The organism is Pseudomonas sp. Seg1, assembly GCF_018326005.1.
Classification (GTDB): domain Bacteria; phylum Pseudomonadota; class Gammaproteobacteria; order Pseudomonadales; family Pseudomonadaceae; genus Aquipseudomonas.
Map to the genome: position 1 here is coordinate 1,830,050 of NZ_AP021903.1, position 22,621 is coordinate 1,852,670.

Here is a 22,621-nt window from a genome sequence, read left to right on the forward strand (position 1 = left end):
TACTGTATTGTATTGATCGGGGAGATGGCGCCTGGCCCGTTTTCGGTTCCAGTGATAGCCCTTTGCGCTCCCCCTGGCCGCCCTTCGTGGCGGCCAATTTCTGTTTGTCGGCGCCCCTCGAATCCTTGCGAGCGGTGGTCTTGGGCTGTTTTTTATTGGGAAGCCGTAATGATTGGCATAAAAAGCATTGCGAGCTACGTTCCTGTAGCCGGCGTGGACAATTACGCACAAGGTGCAAAATTCGAGAAGGATGAAGAGTTCATCCTTGGCAAGATCGGTTCGGCATTTCTGCCGCGCAAAGACGCTGAACAAGAAACCTCCGATCTGTGCGTGGAAGCGGCCAATGCGCTGTTTGCCAGCAACCCTGATCTGAAGCGTGAATCGATTGACGCGTTGATTGTCGTCACCCAGAACGGTGATGAAGAAGGCCTGCCGCACACTGCCGCGATCGTGCAGGACAAGCTCGGTCTGCCGACCAACGTTGCGGCGTTCGACATTTCCCTGGGCTGCTCCGGTTATGTCTACGGCATCTACGCGATCAAGGGCTTCATGGAAGCCGCCGGGCTGAAGAACGGCCTGCTGATCACCGCTGATCCGTATTCGAAAATCGTTGATCCGGAAGACCGCAACACCACCATGCTGTTCGGCGATGCCGCCACCGCTACCTGGATGGGCGAAGATCCGAGCTGGGCGCTGGGCAAGGCCAAGTTCGGCACTGACGGCTCCGGCGCTCCGCACCTGAAAGTCACCGATGGCGTGTTCTTCATGAACGGTCGTCAGGTGTTCAACTTTGCGCTGCTGAAAGTTCCGGCGCACCTGCATGAGCTGCTCGATGATTCAGGCCTCAAGGCTGACGACATTGATGCGTTCTGCATTCACCAGGGCAGCGCGGCGATTGTCGACGCGGTGGCGCGACGTTTCGAAGGCGAGCCGGAGAAGTTCATCAAGGACATGGTCGAGACCGGCAACACCGTGTCGTCGAGCATTCCGTTGCTGCTGGAAAAACACGTACTCGATTCCGATTGGCAGCGTATTGCGTTGAGCGGTTTTGGTGTCGGTCTGTCGTGGGGCTCGGCGATTATTTATCGTCCTTGAGCTGGATAAAAAACGGCGGATACAAAAATAGCGTTCAAGGTTAACCTTGAGCGCTATTTTTTTGCCTGAACGGAGCGCGAGCCGGCATGAGCGAGTTTTTCCAAGCCAACGCCCAGGTGATCCAGCAGCGCTGGCCGGCGTTGTTTGTACGATTGGTGGCTGAAGACAGTTCGGCCATTCAAGCCGAGCTGGTACAAGGCTTGGGCTCTACGCTGAGCGTGGACGGGATCCAGCTGACCAGTCGCCATGACCGGATTCACGAGGCCCGGGTCCAGGCGGCCAGCCTGCCGGAAAAACCGCGATTGCATGTCTATGGCACCGGCCTTGGCGACTTGCCAGCGGTTTTGCTGGAGCGTGCCGGGCTTGAACGCTTGTACGTGCACGTCCTTAACGGCGCCCTGTTTGCGCTGGTGTTGCAACTGCTCGATCAGCGGCAATGGCTTGAAGACCCCAGGGTGGAACTGATGTACGCCGGCGATCACGCCGATATCTTCACACCGTTTTTTGCCCTTCCTGCGGAAATGCTCCTGGCCGATGACTTCAATGCCAAGGTGCGTGATCGGCTGGTCAATGAAGTTCACCTGAGTTTCAACAATCGCGAGTTCGATCCGCAATTGCCGGCAATTCAGCAGCGCTTGCGCGATAGCCTGGAGGTGCTGCTTGCGGATGATGACGTGGCGCAACTGTTTGGCACTTGCATCGGCCGCGAAATCTATGTGATCGGCACCGGACCGAGCCTGGAAGGACATTTTGAACGGCTGGCGTCGGTGCGTGGCCAGGCCGAGCGGCCGCTGTTCATTTGTGTCGACACGGCTTATCGACCTTTGCGTCAGCACGGGATCATCCCCGATCTGGTGGTGACGATCGATCAGTTGATCAGCTTTCGGCATCTGCCTTTCGAGGAGTCCGACGGCATCCCGCTGGTGTATCTGCCCATGAGCTCACCGACGGTGTTGAAGGCCTGGAGAGGCAAGCGCTATGGCGCTTATACCGCCAGCCCGGTCTACGCCACGTTGCGTCAGCAGCACCCTCGGGCCGAATTGCATGCCGGTGGCAGCGTGATTCACCCCGCCGTGGACCTGGCCGTGAAAATGGGCGGCACGCGCATCACGCTGTTCGGCGCCGACTTTGCCTTCCCGATGAACAAGACACATGCCGGATGGGACGATGGCGATCTGGGGCCACCCGTGGAGCAGGCGCGACACTGGGTTCGTGACGGGTATGGCGAACGGGTCAGGACGCAGTTGAATTTTCGTGGCTACCTGTGCGTGCTGGAGCGGTATATCGCTCTGCACCCAGAGGTCAGGTTCCTTAACAGCAGTCGGGCAGGGGCGATGATCGTGGGCACGCAATTCAATCCGGAGTTTGTGCAATGAGTGCGCAGGTGATGTGCATCAGCGCATGTCGGCAATGCGCGGGATTGTTTCGTTTGGGCCGTGATGTCGAAGCGGCGCTGACCATGGTCGATGTATTTGACGAGGCACAACGGTTTTTTGCGCTCGCTCCTGAGAATGTCCAGCAGTCGTGGGCACAGGTACTGACACACATCCTGGCGTGTCAGGAGCGCCAGGACTGGTTGGGACTTGCCGATTTCATGGAGTATGAACTGATTGAATTGCTGGACAGTGCGCAGCGCTGACGGGGAACCGACGGCTCTGGCACGAGGGTTGGTGATGTGGGCAGTTTTATGGCGTCATTTTTTCGTGGGAGGGGGCGCGCTAAGCCCTTGTTTTCTCGGGGGTGGCAGGGTGATGGCAAATTTTTTTCAAAAAGCCCTCAAGCAACCTGATTACCCGACGATAACTATTACGAAGGTTCTCTAGGCCATACCCGGCGGTTGCCAGGGCCGGAAGCCGCAGTACCCAACCAACGAGGAATTCGTCATGGCTTTAACAGTAAACACCAACACCACGTCGTTGAACGTTCAGAAAAACCTGAACCGCGCTTCCGACGCTCTGTCGACTTCGATGCAGCGCCTGTCTTCCGGCCTGAAAATCAACAGCGCTAAAGACGACGCCGCTGGCCTGCAGATCGCTACCCGTATGACTTCCCAGATCCGTGGTGGCAACCAGGCGATCCAGAACGCCAACGACGGTATCTCCGTTGCTCAGACCGCTGAAGGCGCTCTGCAAGCTTCGACCGACATTCTGCAGCGTATGCGTGAACTGGCTGTTAAAGCCCGTACCGGTACCAACGGCAGCATCGACCAGAAAGCAACCAACGACGAATTCGCCCAGATGTCGGACGAACTGACTCGTATCTCTGCTTCCACCAACCTGAACGGCAAAAACCTGCTGGACGGTTCGGCTGGTACTGTGACCCTGCAAGTGGGCGCAAACACCGGTTCGGCTAACCACATCGACCTGGTACTGAGCTCCAAGTTCGACGCCGTCAGCCTGTCCGTAGGTAGCGGTACTGTAGTTCTGACCGGTGCAAGCGTATCGGGCGCTGCTGCCAACATCGACAACGCAATCACCGCGATCGACGCTGCAATTGCAACGATCAACAGCACTCGTTCGAGCCTGGGTGCTTCGCAAAACCGTCTGACCAGCACCATCTCCAACCTGCAAAACATCGTTGAGAACACCACTGCTGCACAGGGTCGTGTACAAGACACCGACTTCGCCGCAGAAACTGCTAACCTGACCAAGCAGCAAACTCTGCAGCAGGCTTCGACCTCCGTACTGGCTCAAGCCAACCAACTGCCTTCCGCTGTACTGAAGCTGCTTCAGTAATTTCGGAATGAGTTCGGGCGAGGGAGTGCGCTAGTCGCGCTCTCTCGCCTTTTTTCGTTAGGAGGTGATGAGCATGGACATGAGCGTCAAGCTTAACCAGTCTTATCCGGCTCCCAAGCCAGTAACGCCGGTTGCTGACAAACCGTCAGAGACGCCTAAGGTTGTGAAGGCTGAAGCTCCGGCCGCTGCCAAGAGTCAGGATACGGACGATGCCAAGTTGAAGCTGGCGGTGCAGGAGATCGAGAAGTTCGTTCAATCGATCAAGCGCAATCTGGAGTTCTCCATCGACGAACATTCCGGAAAGGTCATCGTCAAGGTGATCGCAAGCGAGACGGGTGAGGTTGTTCGACAGATTCCCTCCGCGGAAGCCCTCAAGCTGGCAGACAGCCTCGCGAACGCGAGTCACGTATTGTTCGACGCCAAAGTCTGATAGCTGGCATGAATAGTGTTTGTCCGTTCTCAGGACGCGTGTAACGGTCAAAAGAATGGCAACAATCTGAAGGGAGATGCACATGGCAAGTCCAATTCTACCGGGTTCCGGACTGGGTTCCGGCCTGGACATCGGTGCGATCGTCACTGCGCTGGTTAATGCCGACAAGGCGCCGAAGCAGACGCAGATCGATACCGCGACCAAAGTCAATACGCTGAAGATTTCCGGTGTCGGCTCGCTGAAGAGTGCATTGACCGCGTTCCAGACGGCGATGACCAACCTGGGCAGCAAGACCAATCCTGCATTTGCCGGTTTCACCGCGACTTCGAACAATGCCACTCTGAGCGCGACGTCCGACAGCACTGCTGTGACGGGCAATTACAACGTTGTTGTCAGTCAATTGGCCACTGGCTCGAAAATCGCCAGCGCCTCTTTCGCCGGCGGTGCCGCCAGTGCCATTCCGAGTGGTACCCTGAAAATCAGTCAGAATGGCACTGATTACAATGTCGACATTCCGGCAAATGCCACGTTGCAAACCACCCGCGACGCCATCAACAAGGCTCAGGGCGCAAACGGGATTTCCGCCAACATCGTGACCGACAGCTCAGGTTCGTCGCGCCTGGTGATCAGTTCGAGCAAGACCGGCGAAGGTTCTGACCTCAAAGTCAGCGGCATTGCCGGTCTGGAAATCGATGGCACCCAGAAGATGGGCCCTAGTCCGGCTGCAGGCGCTTCAGGCGCTGTCAACGACGTGGCGGGAAACGCCAAGCTGACTATCGATGGCCTTGCAGTCACCAGCAAAAGCAACACGGTGACCGGTGCAATCAGTGGCTTGACCCTGAACCTGACGACCGTCAGCCCTGTCGTGGGTAACGTTGCGACGCCGACTGTTGTCACCGTGGATGCCAACACCAAAGGGTTGCAGACATCGATTCAGTCGTTCGTCGACGCTTACAACACGTTGAAGACGACCATCGACACGCTGTCCAAGGCGACGCCGGATGCGGATGGCAAGCTGACTGTGCAAGCAGCATTCACAGGTGACGCGATGCCGCGCTCGCTGATTGCCGATATTCGTGGTCAGTTGACTGCGGAAGGGGCCGGCGGTCCATTGGCGGTGCTGTCCCAGCTGGGTGTGATGACCGACCGCAACACCGGCAACCTGACGTTCGATACCAATGCCTTCAACAAAACCATGGCGCAGCCAGGCATGACCGGCCAGGTTCAGCAGTTGTTCAACGGCACCAACGACACCAATGGTTTGCTGGCGCGTATGAACAAGGCTGTTGATCCGTATCTCAAGCCACCGGCGGGAGAGCTCAAAGGTGTCAGTCTGCTTGATCAGCGCATGGCCATTCTCACCAAAAACACCCGAAACCTGACCGACCAGCAAGCGGCGCTGGACTTGCGTGTCGCTAACCTGACCAAGACGTTGACTGCCAAGTACAACGCCATGGACTTGTTGGTAGGGCAGATGAAGGCGACGGCGAGCAACATCACGTCGTTCTTCAGCTCGCTGACCGCTCAGCAGTCTGCGAAGTAACAGGCAGGCACGACAAAAACCCGGCTACGCTTTATCGGCGTGTGCCGGGTTTTTGTCTTTTGATCTAAAGTTCTCTGATTCGTTGGCGATACACTGGATATACGAGTCATTGTGGCAATGAGGTAGAACATGAATCCGATGTTAGCCCTTCGGCAATACCAGAAAGTCGGCGCGCATGCACAGACGTCCGAAGCGAGCCCGCACCGTTTGGTGCAAATGTTGATGGAAGGTGGCCTGGGGCGTATTGCCGAGGCCAAGGGCGCCATCGAGCGCAAGGATATTGCTGCCAAATGCACGGCCATCAGCAAGGCCGTGGGCATTATCGGTGGCCTGTGTGAAGGCCTGGATCTGGAAAACAGCGCGGATTCGGTAGGTGAGCTCAACCAGCTCTACATCTACATGATGAAGCGACTCGCCGAAGCCAACGCCAAGAGTGATCCACGGATTCTCGACGAAGTTGCCGGCCTGCTGCGCACCGTAAAAGAGGGCTGGGACGGCATTGCTCCACCAGGCCCGCAGTTTTAAGGAGAGCACCATGAGTCTTGTATTGCAGCGAATTGCCGATACCCGTGAAGCGTTGGTCGGTGCCTTGGCCGAGCGCAACTGGGAAGCCATTGGCGAGCTGGATCTGGCTTGCCGTTCCTGCATGGAAGACGTCATGGCCGAGGCCTCGCTGGACGAGGTCGCGTTGCGCGATAACCTTGAGGAGTTGCTCCATGTCTACAAGGAGCTTCTTGAGGCGGCCATGGGTGAGCGGCAAGCGATAGCCAACGAGATGTCGCAGATCACCCAAGCGCAAAAGGCGGCAAAGGTTTACCATCTGTTTGGTTAATTAACCTCCAGTTAATCCAGACATGTGCGCCATAAATTTGACTGTGCACGGTTTTTTGACTTAACTAGTGGCTGTTTTCAGATTTCAGGCGTCTACAGGCACAAGGTGTCCTGCAAGCGTCTCGCTTGCCCCATTTTTCGGGCATTGAGTTGACTAGGGAAGTTGCTATTGCATGTGGCGTGAAACCAAAATTCTGCTGATCGATGACGATAGCGTCCGCCGCCGCGACCTGGCGGTGATTCTAAATTTTCTCGGCGAAGAAAATTTACCCTGCGGCAGCCATGACTGGCAGCAGGCAGTCGGCTCTTTGTCGTCTAGTCGTGAGGTCATTTGCGTACTGATCGGGACGGTCAATGCTCCTGGTGCGCTTTTGGGCTTGCTAAAGACACTCTCAACCTGGGATGAGTTCCTTCCGGTTTTGCTGATGGGTGATAATTCTTCCGTCGACTTGCCCGAAGACCAGCGTCGCCGAGTGCTTTCGACCCTCGAAATGCCGCCCAGCTACAGCAAATTGCTCGACTCTCTGCACCGCGCCCAGGTCTATCGCGAAATGTATGACCAGGCCCGCGAACGCGGCCGTCATCGCGAACCCAATCTGTTCCGCAGCCTCGTCGGCACCAGCCGGGCGATCCAGCACGTGCGTCAGATGATGCAGCAAGTGGCCGACACCGACGCCAGCGTGCTGATCCTTGGCGAGTCCGGCACCGGCAAGGAAGTGGTCGCGCGTAACCTGCACTACCACTCCAAGCGTCGCGACGCGCCATTCGTGCCGGTCAACTGCGGGGCGATCCCGGCAGAGCTGCTCGAAAGCGAACTGTTCGGCCACGAGAAGGGCGCCTTCACCGGTGCAATCACCAGCCGTGCCGGGCGCTTCGAGCTGGCCAACGGCGGGACGCTGTTCCTCGATGAAATCGGCGACATGCCACTGCCGATGCAGGTCAAACTGCTGCGCGTGTTGCAGGAGCGCACCTTCGAACGCGTGGGCAGCAACAAGACCCAGAGCGTCGATGTGCGCATCATTGCTGCGACCCACAAGAATCTCGAAAGCATGATCGAGATCGGCACGTTCCGCGAAGATCTCTACTATCGCCTGAACGTGTTCCCGATCGAGATGGCGCCGCTGCGTGAGCGCGTCGAAGACATTCCGTTGCTGATGAACGAGCTGATCTCGCGCATGGAGCACGAGAAGCGCGGTTCGATCCGCTTCAACTCGGCAGCAATCATGTCGCTGTGCCGTCACGGCTGGCCGGGCAACGTCCGTGAGCTGGCCAACCTGGTGGAGCGCATGGCGATCATGCATCCGTACGGGGTGATTGGCGTCGTCGAGTTGCCGAAGAAATTCCGCTACGTCGATGACGAAGACGAGCAAATGGTCGACAGCCTGCGCAGCGATCTCGAAGAGCGCGTGGCCATCAATGGTCATACGCCGGACTTCACCGCCAATGCCATGCTGCCGCCGGAAGGTCTGGATCTGAAGGACTACCTCGGTGGTCTGGAGCAGGGCCTGATCCAGCAGGCGCTGGACGATGCCAATGGCATCGTTGCGCGTGCCGCCGAGCGTCTGCGCATTCGACGTACCACGCTGGTCGAGAAGATGCGCAAGTACGGCATGAGCCGGCGCGATGGAGACGAACAGGCGGAGGATTGACGCCTGTTTTTCAACTGCTTCATTTATAAGCAGTTTTTTTTAGGCACGGGTATTGCTACATCCCTCGCAACGTTCCGTTTAACTGACGGTCAGCCAAGCGAGAGAGCACAATGCCCCAAGCCGCCCAGATGTCTTCTGCCTCCAGTCCCGAGGGGCAACCGTCCTCCGTAGAGCAGGCAAGCCGACAGGGTCTTGAGCAGGCTTTCGAGCTGTTCAACCAGATGTCCAGTCAGTTGACTGACTCCTACAGCATGCTCGAAGCGCGGGTGACCGAACTCAAGGGTGAGCTGGCGGTGGTCAGTGCCCAGCGCATGCAGGAGCTGGCGGAAAAAGAACGTCTGGCCAACCGTCTGCAAAACCTTCTTGATCTGTTGCCCGGTGGCGTCATCGTGATTGACGGTCACGGCATCGTGCGCGAAGCCAACCCGGCCGCCATCGAACTGCTTGGTCTGCCGCTGGACGGCGAACTGTGGCGCCATGTCATCGCACGTTGCTTTGCGCCGCGTGAAGACGACGGCCACGAAATCTCCCTGAAAAACGGTCGACGCCTGTCGATTGCCACGCGCTCGCTGGATGCCGAGCCGGGGCAATTGGTGCTGCTCAACGACCTGACAGAAACCCGTCATCTGCAAGATCAACTGGCGCGCCACGAACGTCTGTCCTCGCTGGGGCGTATGGTCGCCTCGCTGGCGCATCAGATCCGCACGCCGTTGTCCGCCGCGTTGCTCTATGCCAGTCACTTGACCGAGCAGGAACTGCCTGTCGCCACCCAGCAGCGTTTCGCCGGACGCCTCAAGGAGCGTCTGCATGAGCTGGAGCATCAGGTGCGCGACATGCTGGTCTTCGCTCGCGGTGAACTGCCGCTGACTGATCGCATCACGCCCAATGCCTTGATGCAGTCACTGCAAGCTGCCGCGTTGACCCACGTGCAGGACCTGCCGATTCGCTGGCAGTGCGACAGCCACGCCGGCGAGTTGCTGTGCAATCGCGACACGCTGGTCGGCGCGCTTTTGAATCTGATCGAGAACGCGATTCAGGCCAGCGCCGGCGATGTACGTCTGAAAGTGCATTGCTACAGCCGAGACAACACGCTGCGGTTGTGCGTCAGCGATACCGGCAGCGGCATCGAACCGACCGTGCTGGCACGTCTCGGCGAGCCATTTTTTACCACCAAAGTCACCGGTACCGGCCTCGGCCTGACCGTGGTCAAGGCTGTGGCACGGGCACATCAGGGAGAATTGCAGCTGCGTTCGCGGGTCGGACGCGGCACGTGCGCGCAGGTGATCCTGCCGCTGTTTTGCGCTGGACAAGGAGCTGAGTGAACGTCATGGGCATCAAGGTTTTGCTGGTCGAGGATGACCGCTCGTTGCGTGAGGCGCTGGCCGATACGTTGCTGTTGGCCGGTCATGATTATCACGCGGTCGGCAGTGCTGAAGAGGCACTGACGGCGGTAGCGCGCGAAGCATTCAGTCTGGTGGTCAGCGACGTCAACATGCCCGGCATGGATGGCCATCAATTGCTGGCGTTGCTGCGTGCCCGTCAGCCGCAGTTGCCGGTGTTGCTCATGACCGCCCACGGTGCGGTTGAGCGTGCCGTCGATGCGATGCGCCAAGGTGCGGCGGACTATCTGGTCAAACCGTTTGAGCCCAAGGCCTTGCTGGATCTGGTGGCGCGGCATGCGCTGGGCAATATTGGCGCATGCGAAGCTGATGGCCCGATCGCGGTCGAGCCGGCCAGTGCCCAGCTTCTGGAGTTGGCAGCGCGTGTCGCACGCAGTGATTCCACCGTGCTGATTTCCGGCGAGTCCGGTACCGGCAAGGAAGTGCTGGCGCGCTACATTCACCAGCAATCCCATCGTGCCAGCCAACCGTTCATTGCGATCAATTGCGCGGCCATCCCCGACAACATGCTCGAAGCGACGTTGTTCGGTCACGAGAAAGGCTCGTTCACTGGCGCCATCGCGGCGCAGGCGGGCAAGTTCGAACAGGCCGACGGCGGCACCATCCTGCTCGACGAAATTTCCGAAATGCCCCTCGGCCTGCAAGCCAAACTGCTGCGCGTGTTGCAGGAGCGCGAAGTCGAGCGGGTGGGGGCGCGCAAGCCGATCACCCTGGATATCCGCGTGGTCGCCACCACCAACCGCGACCTGGCAGGGGAAGTGGCGGCGGGGCGTTTCCGTGAAGATCTTTTTTACCGTCTGTCGGTTTTCCCCCTGGCCTGGCGTCCACTTCGCGAGCGCACTGCCGATATCTTGCCGCTGGCTGAGCGCTTGCTGGCCAAGCACGTCAATAAAATGAAGCATGCGGCGGCAAAACTTTCGCCAGAGGCGCAGGCGTGCCTGATCGGTTATCCATGGCCGGGCAATGTGCGCGAGCTGGATAACGCGATTCAGCGTGCGTTGATTTTGCAGCAGGGCGGCTTGATCCAGCCGCAGGATTTCTGTCTTGCCGGGCCGGTGATGTTCGCCACGTTGCCAGCGGTAGCGCCGGTGCCTGCGGTGATTCGTGAGGTGGAGATCGAAGCCGATTCGGCCGGCGCCCTGGGTGATGACCTGCGCCGCCGGGAGTTTCAGATGATCATCGACACCCTGCGCACCGAGCGTGGCCGGCGCAAGGAAGCAGCGGAAAAGCTCGGCATCAGTCCGCGCACCCTGCGTTACAAGTTGGCGCAAATGCGTGATGCCGGGATGGATGTCGAAGGCTACCTGTTCGCCACCTGAGTCGTGGCGCAAAGATTTGAAAATGCTTTTCTGAAAGGGGTGCCCATGAGCTGGCACCCTTGTTGCTAATACCTGTGTACCCGCCGAGTGAGTGTCAAAAAATTGCGGGCCGCCCAAGAGAGTAGACCATGAGCCAAGGTATTGAATTTAATCGGTTGATGACAGACATGAAGGCCATGAAGCTGGATGCCATGTCTGCGCCGAAATCGACTGCCGCTGTCCCTGAACTGGCAGGCAGCAGCTTTTCCGACATGCTCGGTCAGGCCATCAACAAAGTCAGCGATACCCAGCAGGCGTCGACTCAACTGGCCAACGCATTTGAAGTGGGCAAGAGCGGCGTCGATCTGACGGACGTGATGATCGCTTCGCAAAAAGCCAGCGTGTCGTTCCAGGCTCTGACCCAGGTGCGCAACAAGCTGGTTCAGGCTTATCAAGACATCATGCAGATGCCGGTTTAAGGACGAGATTGAGTCATGGCAGAAGCAGTCGCCGATAACGTTCCGGCCAAGGCCACCCCGATAGACGGCAAACCGCCGCTGTTCGGCCTGTCCTTCCTGGAAAACCTCTCCGAGATGACCGTGCTGCGTCAGGTGGGCCTGTTGGTCGGCCTGGCTGCGAGCGTGGCGATTGGCTTTGCCGTGGTGCTGTGGTCGCAGCAGCCGGATTACCGTCCGTTGTACGGCAGCCTTGCCGGCCTGGACGCCAAGCAGGTCATGGACACCCTGGCCTCCGCCGATATCCCTTACACCGTAGAACCGAATTCTGGCGCCTTGCTGGTCAAGGCCGATGACCTGTCCCGTGCGCGGATGAAACTCGCTGCTGCTGGTGTCACTCCCAGCGACGGCAACATCGGTTTCGAAATCCTCGACAAGGAACAGGGTCTGGGCACCAGCCAGTTCATGGAAGCGACCAATTATCGTCGCGGCCTCGAAGGTGAACTGGCCCGTACCATTTCCAGCCTGAACAACGTCAAGGGTGCTCGCGTGCACCTGGCGATTCCGAAGAGCTCGGTGTTCGTGCGTGATGAACGCAAGCCAAGCGCTTCGGTGCTGGTCGAGCTGTATTCCGGTCGTTCGCTGGAGCCGGGCCAGGTCGTGGCGATCATCAATCTGGTGGCCACCTCCGTTCCCGAGCTGAGCAAATCGCAGATCACCGTCGTCGACCAGAAGGGCAACCTGCTCTCTGATCAGGCGGAAAACTCCGAAATGACCATGGCCGGCAAGCAGTTCGATTACAGCCGCCGCATGGAAAGCATGCTGACTCAGCGCGTGCACAACATTCTGCAACCGGTATTGGGTAACGACCGCTATAAGGCTGAAGTGTCGGCCGATATCGATTTCAATGCTGTCGAGTCCACCGCCGAGCAGTTCAACCCGGATCAACCGGCGCTGCGCAGTGAACAGTCGGTCAACGAACAACGTACCGCCAGCAATGGCCCGCAAGGTGTGCCGGGTGCCCTGAGCAACCAGCCACCGTCGCCAGCCTCGGCACCGCAAACCACCGGTGGCGCCGCAGCGCCTGCCAGCATGGTGCAGCCGGGTCAGCCATTGGTTGACGCCAACGGCCAGCAGATCATGGACCCGGCCACCGGCCAGCCGATGCTCGCGCCGTACCCGGCAGACAAGCGTCAACAATCCACCAAGAACTTCGAACTCGACCGTTCCATCAGCCACACCAAACAGCAGCAGGGTCGCCTGAATCGCCTGTCGGTGTCGGTGGTTGTCGATGATCAGGTCAAGGTCAATGCGGCAAACGGGGAAATCACCCGCGCGCCGTGGAGCGCCGACGAATTGTCGCGCTTTACCCGTCTGGTACAGGACGCGGTCGGCTTCGATGCCAGCCGTGGCGACAGTGTCAGCGTGATCAACATGCCGTTCTCCGCCGAGCGCGGCGAAGTGATTGCCGATATTCCGTTCTACTCCCAGCCATGGTTCTGGGACATCGTCAAACAAGTGCTGGGTGTGTTGTTCATCCTCGTGCTGGTGTTTGGTGTGCTGCGCCCGGTGTTGAACAACATCACCGGCGGTGGCAAAGGCAAGGAGCTGGCCGGTCTTGGCGGCGACGTGGAACTCGGTGGCATGGGCGGCCTGGACGGCGAACTTTCCAACGATCGCGTAAGCCTCGGTGGTCCGCAGAGCATTCTGTTGCCGAGCCCGAGTGAGGGTTATGACGCGCAACTGAATGCAATCAAGAGCCTTGTGGCTGAAGACCCGGGTCGTGTGGCTCAGGTCGTGAAAGAGTGGATTAACGCAGATGAGTGATAACCGAGCCGCCACCGTCAAACTGAACAAGGTCGACAAAGCCGCGATTCTGCTGCTGTCCCTGGGTTCGACCGATGCTGCGCAAGTGCTGCGCCACATGGGCCCGAAAGAGGTTCAGCGCGTCGGCGTGGCCATGGCGCAGATGGGCAACGTCCATCGCGAACAGGTCGAGCAGGTCATGAGCGAGTTTGTCGACATCGTCGGTGACCAGACCAGCCTCGGCGTCGGTTCCGATGACTACGTGCGCAAAATGCTCACCCAGGCCCTGGGTGAAGACAAGGCCAACGGCCTGATCGACCGTATCCTGCTCGGTGGCAACACCAGCGGCCTCGACAGCCTGAAATGGATGGAGCCGCGCGCCGTAGCCGACGTGATCCGTTACGAACACCCGCAGATCCAGGCCATCGTGGTTGCGTACCTCGACCCGGATCAGGCCGGTGAAGTGCTCGGCAACTTTGACCACAAGGTGCGTCTGGATATCATCCTGCGCGTCTCGTCGTTGAACACCGTGCAGCCAGCGGCACTGAAAGAACTGAACCAGATTCTCGAGAAGCAGTTCTCCGGCAACTCGAACGCCTCGCGCACCACCCTGGGTGGCATCAAGCGTGCGGCAGACATCATGAACTTCCTCGACAGCTCGATCGAAGGCCAGCTCATGGACTCGATCCGCGAAGTCGACGAAGACCTGTCCGGTCAGATCGAAGACCTCATGTTCGTGTTCAACAACCTCGCCGATGTCGACGACCGTGGCATTCAGGCGCTGTTGCGCGAAGTGTCTTCCGACGTGCTGGTGCTGGCCCTCAAGGGTTCGGACGAAGGCGTCAAAGAAAAGATCTTCAAGAACATGTCCAAACGTGCGGCCGAACTGTTGCGCGACGATCTCGAGGCCAAAGGCCCGGTGCGCGTCAGCGACGTCGAAACCGCGCAGAAGGAAATCCTCACCATCGCCCGCCGTATGGCCGAAGCCGGAGAGATCGTGCTCGGTGGCAAGGGCGGCGAGGAAATGATCTAAGCCCATGGATAAGCACGATGACGATGTGACGGATCTGATCCGTGCCCGCGATGTCCGTGGCTTCGAGTCATGGGCAATGCCCAGCTTCGATCCGCCGAAACCGGAACCCGAGCCGGAGCCTGAGCCCGAACCGCCGGAAATGGAAGAAGTGCCGCTGGAAGAAGTCCAGCCACTGACCCTGGAAGAACTCGAAAGCATCCGTCAGGAGGCTTACAACGAGGGCTTCGGCATCGGCGAAAAAGAAGGCTTTCACAGCGCTACGCTGAAGGTTCGTCAGGAAGCCGAAGTCGCGTTGGCGGCGAAACTGGCCAGTCTTGAGCAACTGATGACTCACTTGTTCGAGCCTATCGCCGAACAAGACACCCAGATCGAAAAATCGCTGGTCGATCTTGTGCAACACATCACCAAGCAGGTGATCAAGCGCGAGCTGGCCATCGATTCGTCGCAGATCGAACACGTCATGCGCGATGCGCTCAAGCTGTTGCCGCTGGGCGTGGAAAATGTGCGTCTGTACGTTAATCCGCAAGACTTCGAGCAGGCCAAAGCCCTGCGCGAGCGTCACGAAGAAACCTGGCGCATCGTTGAAGACGAAGCGCTGATGCCGGGTGGTTGCCGGGTCGAGACGGCGCACAGCCGCATCGACGCGAGCATTGAAACCCGTGTCACTCAGGTCATGGACAAGCTGTTCGATCAACTGCACGAACAGGCTTTGCACCCGGCTGCCCCGGACTTGAGCCTGGATATTGCCGAAGACGTCAAACCGGCGGCCGAGCCAGACGAGCCGCTTGCGGACACCGCCGATGCGCCTTGAACGCACCAGTTTCGCCAAGCGCCTCAGCACCTATGCCGAAGCCACTGAAATTGCTGGCGCGCCGATTCTCGAAGGTCGCCTGCTGCGTATGGTTGGTCTCACGCTGGAAGCCGAAGGCCTGCGCGCAGCCATGGGCACGCGCTGCCTGGTAATCAATGACGACAGCTATCACCCGTCCCAGGTGGAAGCGGAAGTCATGGGTTTCTCCGGCGGCAAAGTCTTTCTGATGCCGGTCGGCAGCGTCGCCGGTATCGCTCCCGGTGCCCGCGTGGTGCCGTTGGCTGAAACCGGTCGACTGCCGATGGGCATGAGCATGCTCGGCCGTGTGCTTGATGGCGCCGGTCGTGCGTTGGACGGCAAGGGTGGCATGAAAGCCGAAGACTGGGTGCCGATGGATGGCCCGACGATCAATCCGCTCAACCGCGACCCGATCAGCGTACCGCTGGACGTCGGCATCCGTTGCATCAACGGTTTGTTGACGGTGGGCCGTGGTCAGCGTCTGGGTCTGTTCGCCGGTACCGGTGTCGGTAAATCGGTATTGCTGGGCATGATGACCCGCTTCACTGAGGCCGACATTATCGTCGTCGGTCTGATCGGTGAGCGGGGTCGCGAAGTTAAAGAATTCATCGAGCACATCCTCGGTGAAGAAGGCCTCAAGCGTTCGGTGGTGGTGGCCTCGCCGGCGGACGATGCGCCCCTGATGCGTCTGCGCGCGGCGATGTACTGCACGCGCATTGCCGAGTATTTCCGCGACAAGGGCAAGAACGTCCTGTTGCTGATGGATTCGCTGACCCGTTTCGCCCAGGCGCAGCGGGAAATCGCTTTGGCCATCGGCGAGCCGCCAGCGACCAAGGGTTATCCGCCCTCGGTGTTCGCCAAACTGCCGAAACTGGTGGAGCGTGCCGGTAATGCCGAGAAGGGCGGGGGTTCGATCACCGCGTTCTACACGGTACTGTCCGAGGGCGATGACCAACAGGACCCGATTGCCGACTCGGCGCGGGGCGTACTTGATGGCCACATCGTGCTGTCGCGGCGTCTGGCCGAGGAAGGGCACTACCCGGCCATCGATATCGAAGCCTCGATCAGCCGGGTGATGCCGGCGGTGGTCTCGGCGGAACACATGCAGCGCGCGCAGTATTTCAAGCAATTGTGGTCGCGCTATCAGCAGAGTCGCGACCTCATCAGCGTCGGTGCGTATGTCGCTGGTGGCGATCGCGAGACCGATCTGGCGATTTCCCTGCAACCGCAATTGGTCAGGTACCAGCGTCAGGGCCTCAACGACAAAATCAACATGGGCGAAAGCCAGTCCTATCTCGAGACCCTGTTCGCCCCTGCGGCGGGCGGGTAACCGGCCATGGCCGTCAGCCGAGCCGCGCGTCTCGCTCCGGTGGTGGACATGGCCGAACAGGCCGAGAAAACCGCCGTGCAGCGCCTGGGTTATTTTCAGGGCCAGGTGAAGGTCGCCGAAAGCAAACTCGCCGACCTGCACGCCTTCCGTCTGGATTACTCGCAGCAATGGATCGTGCGCGGCAGCACTGGCGTCAGTGGGCAATGGCTGCTCGGCTTCCAGGGCTTTCTGGCGCAACTCGACACCGCCGTCGACCAGCAGCGGCAGAGCCTGGTCTGGCACCAGAACAAGCTCGACAAGGCTCGTGAGGAATGGCAACAGGCCTTCGCCAAGGTCGAGGGCCTGCGCAAACTGGTGCAGCGCTATCGCGAAGAGGCGCAGCGCCTTGAAGACAAACGCGAGCAGAAGCTGCTCGATGAGTTGTCCCAGCGCTTGCCGCGTCATCAGCCATTCTAAGCCGCGCCGTTCCCACATGTGATCCCGCGTTGCACCTTGCCCCAACACTGTCCAAGTGCTAAACCTTGTAAACGTTCGTCAATGACAAGGAAGCCAGTCAATGTCAGTCGTTACAGAATTATCCCCGGATGGTCAAAAACTGACGATTTTAGTCAAGGGTCGATTCGATTTCGCCAAGCATCAGGAATTTCGAGAGTCCTACGAGAATCTGCAGCCGAAACCCGAATCCTTTGAAGTGGATCTGAAAGACGCCACTTACCTCGACAGTTCGGCGCTCGGGATGTTGTTGCTGCTGCGCGATCATGCCGGCGGTGAGAGTGCCGAAATCACGCTGACCCACGCCAATGCCGATGTTCGCAAGATTCTTGCGATTTCAAATTTCGAACAAATCTTCGACGTGGCATAAGCGCAATGCAGGCTGATTCCGAGCCGCTGACAATTCTGATCGCCGAAGACAGCGCCGCCGACCGGTTGCTGTTGTCGACCATCGTTCGCCGTCAGGGCCATGAGGTGCTGACGGCGGCCAATGGTGCCGATGCAGTGGAGATCTTCCGCCGGCAGCAACCGCATCTTGTCCTGATGGACGCGATGATGCCGGTGATGGACGGTTTCGAGGCTGCGCGGCAGATCAAGGCGCTGGCCGGGGAAACCCTGGTGCCGATCATCTTCCTGACTTCGCTCACCGAAAGTGAGGCGTTGGCCCGCTGTCTGGAGGCCGGTGGTGACGACTTTCTGGCGAAGCCCTACAACCAGGTGATTCTTGCCGCCAAAATCAAGGCGATGGACCGCTTGCGCCGCTTGCAAGCCACGGTGCTGCAGCAGCGCGACCTGATCGCCAAACATCACGATTACCTGCTCAACGAGCAACGGGTCGCAAAAGCCGTGTTCGACAAGGTCGCGCACTCCGGTTGCCTGAGTGCGCCGAATATTCGTTATCTGCAATCACCCTATGCGCTGTTCAATGGCGACCTATTGCTGGCGGCGTATACGCCGGCGGGCGACATGCATGTGTTGCTGGGTGATTTCACCGGCCATGGCTTGCCGGCCGCCGTCGGTGCGATGCCGTTGGCCGAAGTGTTTTACGGCATGACGGCCAAGGGCTACGGCTTGGCGGAAACCCTGCGCGAGATGAACGCCAAGCTCAAGCGCATCCTGCCGGTGGACATGTTCTGTTGTGCGACGCTGCTGTGCCTGAGTTCTCAAAGGCGTTCGGTCGAAGTCTGGAACGGTGGCATGCCGGACGGCTATCTGCACCGGATTGCCAGCGGCGAGCGCGAGCCTCTGGCTGCGCGACATTTGCCGTTGGGGGTATTGAGCCCGCAGGCGTTCGATGACTGCACGCAAGTGCATCCGATGGCCGTCGGTGATCGGGTCTTCCTGTTGTCCGACGGGGTGATCGACACCAGTAACGCCAGTGATCAGTTGTTCGGCGTCGAGCGTTTGCAGCGAGTGTTCGCCAGCAATCGCGAGCCAGATCGACTGTTCGACGAGATCGAGCAGGCGCTGCGCGATTTTCGCGGTGAGGCTCGCGACGATGTGAGTATGGTCGAGGTCAGCCTGCTTGAGCCTGAGCAGGTGCACCCTGCGGTGCCGGTGTACTCCGACAGCGGTCAGTCGTGTCCGCTGGACTGGTCGGCGAGTTTCGAATTTCGTGGCGCCACGTTAAAGCGTTTCAATCCGTTGCCGTACCTGTTGCAGTTGCTCCAGGAGGTGCATGGGCTGCGCGCGCAAAGCGGCGCGCTATACAGCGTGCTCGCCGAGTTGTATTCCAATGCACTGGAGCACGGGGTGTTGGGTCTGGACTCCAGCCTCAAGCGCGATGCCTCGGGATTCGCCCGCTACTATGAGCAGCGCAACGTGCGTCTGGAGAGTTTGCAGGATGGCTTTGTGCGTGTGCATTTGCAGGTGAAGCCGCAAGGCAAGGGCGGTTGTCTGCTTATCCGTGTCGATGACAGCGGTAAGGGTTTCGATGTCGCAAGGGTCATGGATCGGCCGCTGGACGGTGTCCGTCTGTCGGGACGCGGTGTCAGTCTGGTCCGGCAATTGGGGCGCAACGCGAGTTGGTCGGACGAAGGTCGTAGTGCCCACGTGGAGTTTTTCTGGGAGATTGAGTCATAATCGGCGCAATTCTTGATCAAGGAGTGAGCAAGTGACTGATAAACATATTGATCGCGAGGTGCTCAGCGTACTGCGCGAAGTCATGGAGGATGGTTATCCCGAATTGCTGGATACCTTTCTGGCGGATTCGGAAAACCGCCTGCTTGAGCTGCGCGAGACTGCCGATGCCAAGGTCTTGTCCGAAGTGGCTCATAGCTTCAAGGGCAGCGCCGGCAACATGGGCGCGGTTCGACTGGCCGAGCTTTGTCAGAGGCTTGAGTCGGACGCCAAAGGCAATAGCCCTGCACAAATCGCCAAACTGGTCGCCGAGATCAGTAGCGAATTCGCTCAGGTGCGGCCTGAATATGAGCATGAACGCCAGGACGCGCTAACCCAATAAAACGAGCCGTCCGGCGCTTTTCCAAAGCGTCGGACAAAACTGGCCCGGCACTTGCAGTCATCTCCCGCAACTGTACCTACGATCCCAGTGCAGCGGAGACCGTTTCATGCCTGCGACCCCCAACATTCTTCTTCAGAACGCCGCCCAGGCCAAGGCGCAAGCCGCCTCTGCCAAACCGTCGGCAGTGGCCGCAGACGCCGGGGACAAGGCCTCAAGCTTCGCTCAGGTGTTTGCCAGTCAGGATTCGAGCAAGCCTGCCGTCACGGTTGACGCCCCGCTGAAATCGGCGCGCGACAAGGTCGCTGACACCGGCGGCAAGAAGGACGTCAGCAAGGATCAATCTGCCCCTGCGAAGCCGGCGGTTGCCGATAGCGGCAATGCCTTGCCTGCCGAAAAGCCGGTGGCGGCCGACGACAAGGTCGTCAGCAGCGACGAATCCGCGGATACCAACCAGACTCCGGTAGCCGATGCCACTCCAGTCGATCCGACGCTGGATCCTGCGTTGGCCGCCGTCGTGCAGCCGGCAGTGACGGCACCCGTCGTGCCGGTCCCGGTTGTCGAAGCGGCCACCCCGGCGAAAACCGAAACCCCGGCCGTCGCCCTATTGCCGGGCGCGGTCAAAGACCCGGCGGCGAGCACCGACAGCGATTTCGATCCTTCGGCCGATCCTCTCGATGCCTTGCCGGCCGTGCGCATGGCGATGGAGCAGGGTGGACATATCTCCGCCGCCAGCCAGGCACAACCGAAAGCGGCGCCCGCGCAGACTCAGGCTGACGGCGAATTGACCTCGGCGCAGAACTTTGCCGCCGGCATGGCCAGCATGCTTGATGTGCAGTCCGACAAGGACAGCACCAGTCAGGGCGGCGAGAAGGCTTTCAGCGGGCTGATCGATGACGGCCTGAAAGACCTGAAAACCGCCACCAGCGACACCCGCGTCGATGACTTCGCCAACCGCTTGGCGGCACTGACTCAGGCTGCCACGCCGAAAACTGCGAACGCAGTACCGGTCAATCAGCCGATCGCCATGCATCAAAGCGGCTGGACCGAAGAAGTGGTCAACCGCGTCATGTATCTGTCGAGCGCCAATCTGAAGGCGGCGGACATTCAGTTGCAGCCGGCCGAGCTGGGGCGTCTGGATATTCGCGTGAATATGGTCCCCGACCAGCAGACTCAGGTGACGTTCATGAGCGCGCACCCGAGTGTGCGTGAAGCGCTTGACGGGCAGATGCATCGTTTGCGCGAGATGTTCAACCAGCAGGGCATGGGTCAGGTCGACGTCAATGTCTCCGACCAGAGTCGTGGCTGGCAGGGCCAGCAAGGTCAGGAGCAGGCGCAGCCGGGTCAGAGTGGGCGTACCAGCGCTACCGGTGGTCGTCTGGATTCGGCGGATGAAGAGTTGGCACCTGCCGCTATTGCTGAAGCAGCCGCGCAAACCACCAGCGTGATCGGCACCAGCGCGGTCGACTATTACGCCTGACACACCGCTGTACCCTGTGGGAGCTGGCTTGCCAGCGATGGCGGCGGCACATTCGAAATCAATGTGTCAGACAAATCGCTATCGCTGGCAAGCCAGCTCCCACAGGGTCTTGCATCAGTCGATACATCCCTCTCGTCAATCCCTCCGACACTTCTGGCATAACACTTGCTCTTGCCTTGCCGTGCGACTGTGAAAACCCGATTAGTGACGGATTATTGGCATGGCGAAGAGCGAAACAGCAGCAGTGAAAGACCCAGCAACCAAAGGCAAACTCAAGCTGATCATCGTGATCGTGCTGGCGTTGCTGCTGGCCATTGGCGCGTCCGTGGGGGCGACCTGGTTCTTCATGCACAGCGCCCAAAGCAAGCCTGCCGAGGCCGCAGATGCAGCGCCCGTCGGCAAGCAGCCGGCGATTTTCGAGCCGATGGCGCCGGCCTTTGTCGCCAACTACAACCAGAACGGCCGTCAGCGCTACATGCAGGTGAGCATCACCATGCTGGCGCGTAACCAGGCCGATCTGGAAGCGCTGAAAGTGCACATGCCGGTGATCCGCAACAACCTGGTGATGCTCTTCTCCGGTCAGGATTTCGCCACTTTGGCGACGCCGGTCGGCCAGGAGATGTTGCGCCAGAAGGCCACAGCGAGCGTGCAGGAAGTGGCGCAGAAAGAGCTGGGCAAAGTGGTGATCGAACAGTTGCTTTTCACTAATTTCGTACTGCAGTAGGAACACGACATGGCCGTGCAGGATCTGCTGTCCCAGGATGAAATCGATGCGCTGTTGCATGGCGTCGACGATGGTCTGGTACAGACCGATAACGCTGCCGAACCCGGCAGTGTCAAAAGCTACGACCTGACCAGCCAGGATCGCATCGTCCGTGGACGCATGCCGACTCTGGAGATGATCAACGAGCGTTTTGCCCGTTACACCCGCATCAGCATGTTCAACATGCTGCGCCGCTCGGCGGACGTTGCCGTCGGTGGCGTACAGGTGATGAAGTTTGGCGAATACGTACACTCGCTGTACGTGCCGACCAGCCTCAACCTGGTCAAGATCAAACCCCTGCGCGGCACCGCGCTGTTCATCCTCGACGCCAAACTGGTGTTCAAACTGGTGGACAACTTCTTCGGCGGTGACGGTCGTCACGCGAAGATCGAAGGGCGTGAATTCACCCCGACCGAATTGCGCGTGGTGCGCATGGTGCTGGAGCAGGCCTTCGTCGATTTGAAAGAAGCCTGGCAGGCGATCATGGAAGTCAATTTCGAGTACATCAACTCGGAAGTGAACCCGGCCATGGCCAACATCGTCGGCCCGAGCGAAGCGATCGTGGTTTCCACCTTCCATATCGAACTCGATGGCGGTGGCGGCGACCTGCACGTGACCATGCCGTACTCGATGATCGAGCCGGTGCGCGAAATGCTCGACGCCGGTTTCCAGTCGGACCTCGACGATCAGGACGAGCGCTGGGTCAATGCCCTGCGCCAGGACGTGCTCGATGTCGACGTGCCGATCGGTGCCACCGTCGCCCGTCGCCAGTTGAAGCTGCGCGACATCCTGCACATGCAGCCGGGGGATGTGATCCCGGTGGAAATGCCGGAAGACATGATCATGCGCGCCAACGGCGTACCGGCCTTCAAGGTCAAGATGGGCTCGCACAAAGGCAACCTCGCGTTGCAAGTGATCGAGCCGATCGAGCGTCGCTGAAGCGCCGCTCTCACCCCCACACATTTAGCTGAATTGTTGCCCGCCGAGGACAAAT

General features: G+C 59.5%; 23 protein-coding genes. All 23 read left to right on the forward strand.

The features are described from left to right. Positions 1 to 168 precede the first annotated feature (168 nt). The 23 genes from KI231_RS08130 to fliM all read left to right on the forward strand — a co-directional run bounded on the left by KI231_RS08130 (position 169) and on the right by fliM (position 22,566). Positions 169 to 1,095, forward strand: coding sequence for a ketoacyl-ACP synthase III (locus KI231_RS08130; RefSeq protein WP_064119546.1), 927 nt, complete (start codon positions 169 to 171; stop codon positions 1,093 to 1,095). Positions 1,096 to 1,181: 86 nt separating this feature from the next. Beyond that, positions 1,182 to 2,471, forward strand: coding sequence for a motility associated factor glycosyltransferase family protein (locus KI231_RS08135; protein WP_213027941.1), 1,290 nt, complete (start codon positions 1,182 to 1,184; stop codon positions 2,469 to 2,471). Next, complete coding sequence (locus tag KI231_RS08140) at positions 2,468 to 2,734, forward strand: hypothetical protein (protein ID WP_213027942.1); 267 nt, start codon at positions 2,468 to 2,470, stop codon at positions 2,732 to 2,734. Before KI231_RS08135 ends, KI231_RS08140 begins: the two co-directional genes overlap by 4 nt. A 244-nt stretch (positions 2,735 to 2,978) precedes the next feature. After that, positions 2,979 to 3,830, forward strand: a complete 852-nt coding sequence (locus KI231_RS08145) for a flagellin domain-containing protein (RefSeq protein ID WP_016984295.1) — start codon at positions 2,979 to 2,981, stop codon at positions 3,828 to 3,830. Positions 3,831 to 3,903: 73 nt separating this feature from the next. Further along, entirely contained in the window at positions 3,904 to 4,260 is a 357-nt protein-coding gene (locus tag KI231_RS08150; RefSeq protein ID WP_103305361.1) for a flagellar protein FlaG, read from the forward strand. 82 nt (positions 4,261 to 4,342) lie between these two features. Then, complete coding sequence (fliD, locus tag KI231_RS08155; RefSeq protein ID WP_213027943.1) at positions 4,343 to 5,803, forward strand: flagellar filament capping protein FliD; 1,461 nt, start codon at positions 4,343 to 4,345, stop codon at positions 5,801 to 5,803. Between the two features lie 129 nt (positions 5,804 to 5,932). Then, a complete protein-coding gene (gene fliS, locus KI231_RS08160; protein WP_103305363.1) occupies positions 5,933 to 6,328 on the forward strand; it encodes a flagellar export chaperone FliS in 396 nt (131 codons plus the stop codon). 10 nt (positions 6,329 to 6,338) lie between these two features. Continuing rightward, positions 6,339 to 6,635 carry a flagellar protein FliT gene (fliT, locus tag KI231_RS08165; protein WP_103305364.1) on the forward strand — a complete coding sequence of 99 codons (297 nt, stop codon included), beginning with the start codon at positions 6,339 to 6,341 and terminating at the stop codon, positions 6,633 to 6,635. Positions 6,636 to 6,807: 172 nt separating this feature from the next. Continuing rightward, positions 6,808 to 8,283, forward strand: a complete 1,476-nt coding sequence (locus KI231_RS08170) for a sigma-54 dependent transcriptional regulator (RefSeq protein ID WP_007920053.1) — start codon at positions 6,808 to 6,810, stop codon at positions 8,281 to 8,283. Positions 8,284 to 8,411: 128 nt separating this feature from the next. Continuing rightward, on the forward strand, positions 8,412 to 9,605 hold the full coding sequence (locus tag KI231_RS08175) for a sensor histidine kinase (protein WP_213028756.1): 1,194 nt from the start codon (positions 8,412 to 8,414) through the stop codon (positions 9,603 to 9,605). 5 nt (positions 9,606 to 9,610) lie between these two features. Further along, on the forward strand, positions 9,611 to 11,002 hold the full coding sequence (locus tag KI231_RS08180; RefSeq protein WP_213028757.1) for a sigma-54-dependent transcriptional regulator: 1,392 nt from the start codon (positions 9,611 to 9,613) through the stop codon (positions 11,000 to 11,002). A 128-nt stretch (positions 11,003 to 11,130) separates the two neighbouring features. After that, the gene (gene fliE / locus KI231_RS08185; protein ID WP_103305367.1) at positions 11,131 to 11,460 is read left to right on the forward strand and encodes a flagellar hook-basal body complex protein FliE; all 330 of its coding nucleotides are present in this window, start codon (positions 11,131 to 11,133) and stop codon (positions 11,458 to 11,460) included. Positions 11,461 to 11,475: 15 nt separating this feature from the next. Next, a complete protein-coding gene (gene fliF / locus KI231_RS08190) occupies positions 11,476 to 13,263 on the forward strand; it encodes a flagellar basal-body MS-ring/collar protein FliF (RefSeq protein ID WP_103305368.1) in 1,788 nt (595 codons plus the stop codon). Then, entirely contained in the window at positions 13,256 to 14,275 is a 1,020-nt protein-coding gene (gene fliG / locus KI231_RS08195; protein ID WP_007920042.1) for a flagellar motor switch protein FliG, read from the forward strand. The genes fliF and fliG overlap by 8 nt, the downstream gene beginning before the upstream one ends. Positions 14,276 to 14,279: 4 nt before the next feature. Continuing rightward, positions 14,280 to 15,086 carry a flagellar assembly protein FliH gene (gene fliH / locus KI231_RS08200; RefSeq protein ID WP_103305369.1) on the forward strand — a complete coding sequence of 269 codons (807 nt, stop codon included), beginning with the start codon at positions 14,280 to 14,282 and terminating at the stop codon, positions 15,084 to 15,086. Next, positions 15,076 to 16,434: a flagellar protein export ATPase FliI gene (gene fliI / locus KI231_RS08205; RefSeq protein ID WP_103305370.1), complete on the forward strand. Its 1,359-nt coding sequence runs from the start codon at positions 15,076 to 15,078 to the stop codon at positions 16,432 to 16,434. The genes fliH and fliI overlap by 11 nt, the downstream gene beginning before the upstream one ends. Before the next feature lie 6 nt (positions 16,435 to 16,440). Next, on the forward strand, positions 16,441 to 16,890 hold the full coding sequence (fliJ, locus tag KI231_RS08210) for a flagellar export protein FliJ (protein WP_213027944.1): 450 nt from the start codon (positions 16,441 to 16,443) through the stop codon (positions 16,888 to 16,890). 100 nt (positions 16,891 to 16,990) lie between these two features. After that, the gene (locus KI231_RS08215; RefSeq protein WP_103305373.1) at positions 16,991 to 17,296 is read left to right on the forward strand and encodes an STAS domain-containing protein; all 306 of its coding nucleotides are present in this window, start codon (positions 16,991 to 16,993) and stop codon (positions 17,294 to 17,296) included. Between the two features lie 5 nt (positions 17,297 to 17,301). After that, complete coding sequence (locus KI231_RS08220) at positions 17,302 to 19,008, forward strand: ATP-binding SpoIIE family protein phosphatase (protein WP_213027945.1); 1,707 nt, start codon at positions 17,302 to 17,304, stop codon at positions 19,006 to 19,008. A 31-nt stretch (positions 19,009 to 19,039) separates the two neighbouring features. Next, positions 19,040 to 19,387, forward strand: coding sequence for an Hpt domain-containing protein (locus KI231_RS08225; protein WP_103305375.1), 348 nt, complete (start codon positions 19,040 to 19,042; stop codon positions 19,385 to 19,387). Between the two features lie 106 nt (positions 19,388 to 19,493). Then, positions 19,494 to 20,864, forward strand: coding sequence for a flagellar hook-length control protein FliK (locus KI231_RS08230; RefSeq protein WP_213027946.1), 1,371 nt, complete (start codon positions 19,494 to 19,496; stop codon positions 20,862 to 20,864). Between the two features lie 220 nt (positions 20,865 to 21,084). Continuing rightward, positions 21,085 to 21,588 carry a flagellar basal body-associated protein FliL gene (fliL, locus tag KI231_RS08235; protein WP_007920033.1) on the forward strand — a complete coding sequence of 168 codons (504 nt, stop codon included), beginning with the start codon at positions 21,085 to 21,087 and terminating at the stop codon, positions 21,586 to 21,588. Positions 21,589 to 21,597: 9 nt separating this feature from the next. After that, on the forward strand, positions 21,598 to 22,566 hold the full coding sequence (gene fliM, locus KI231_RS08240; protein ID WP_003222890.1) for a flagellar motor switch protein FliM: 969 nt from the start codon (positions 21,598 to 21,600) through the stop codon (positions 22,564 to 22,566). The last annotated feature ends 55 nt before the right edge of the window (positions 22,567 to 22,621 follow it).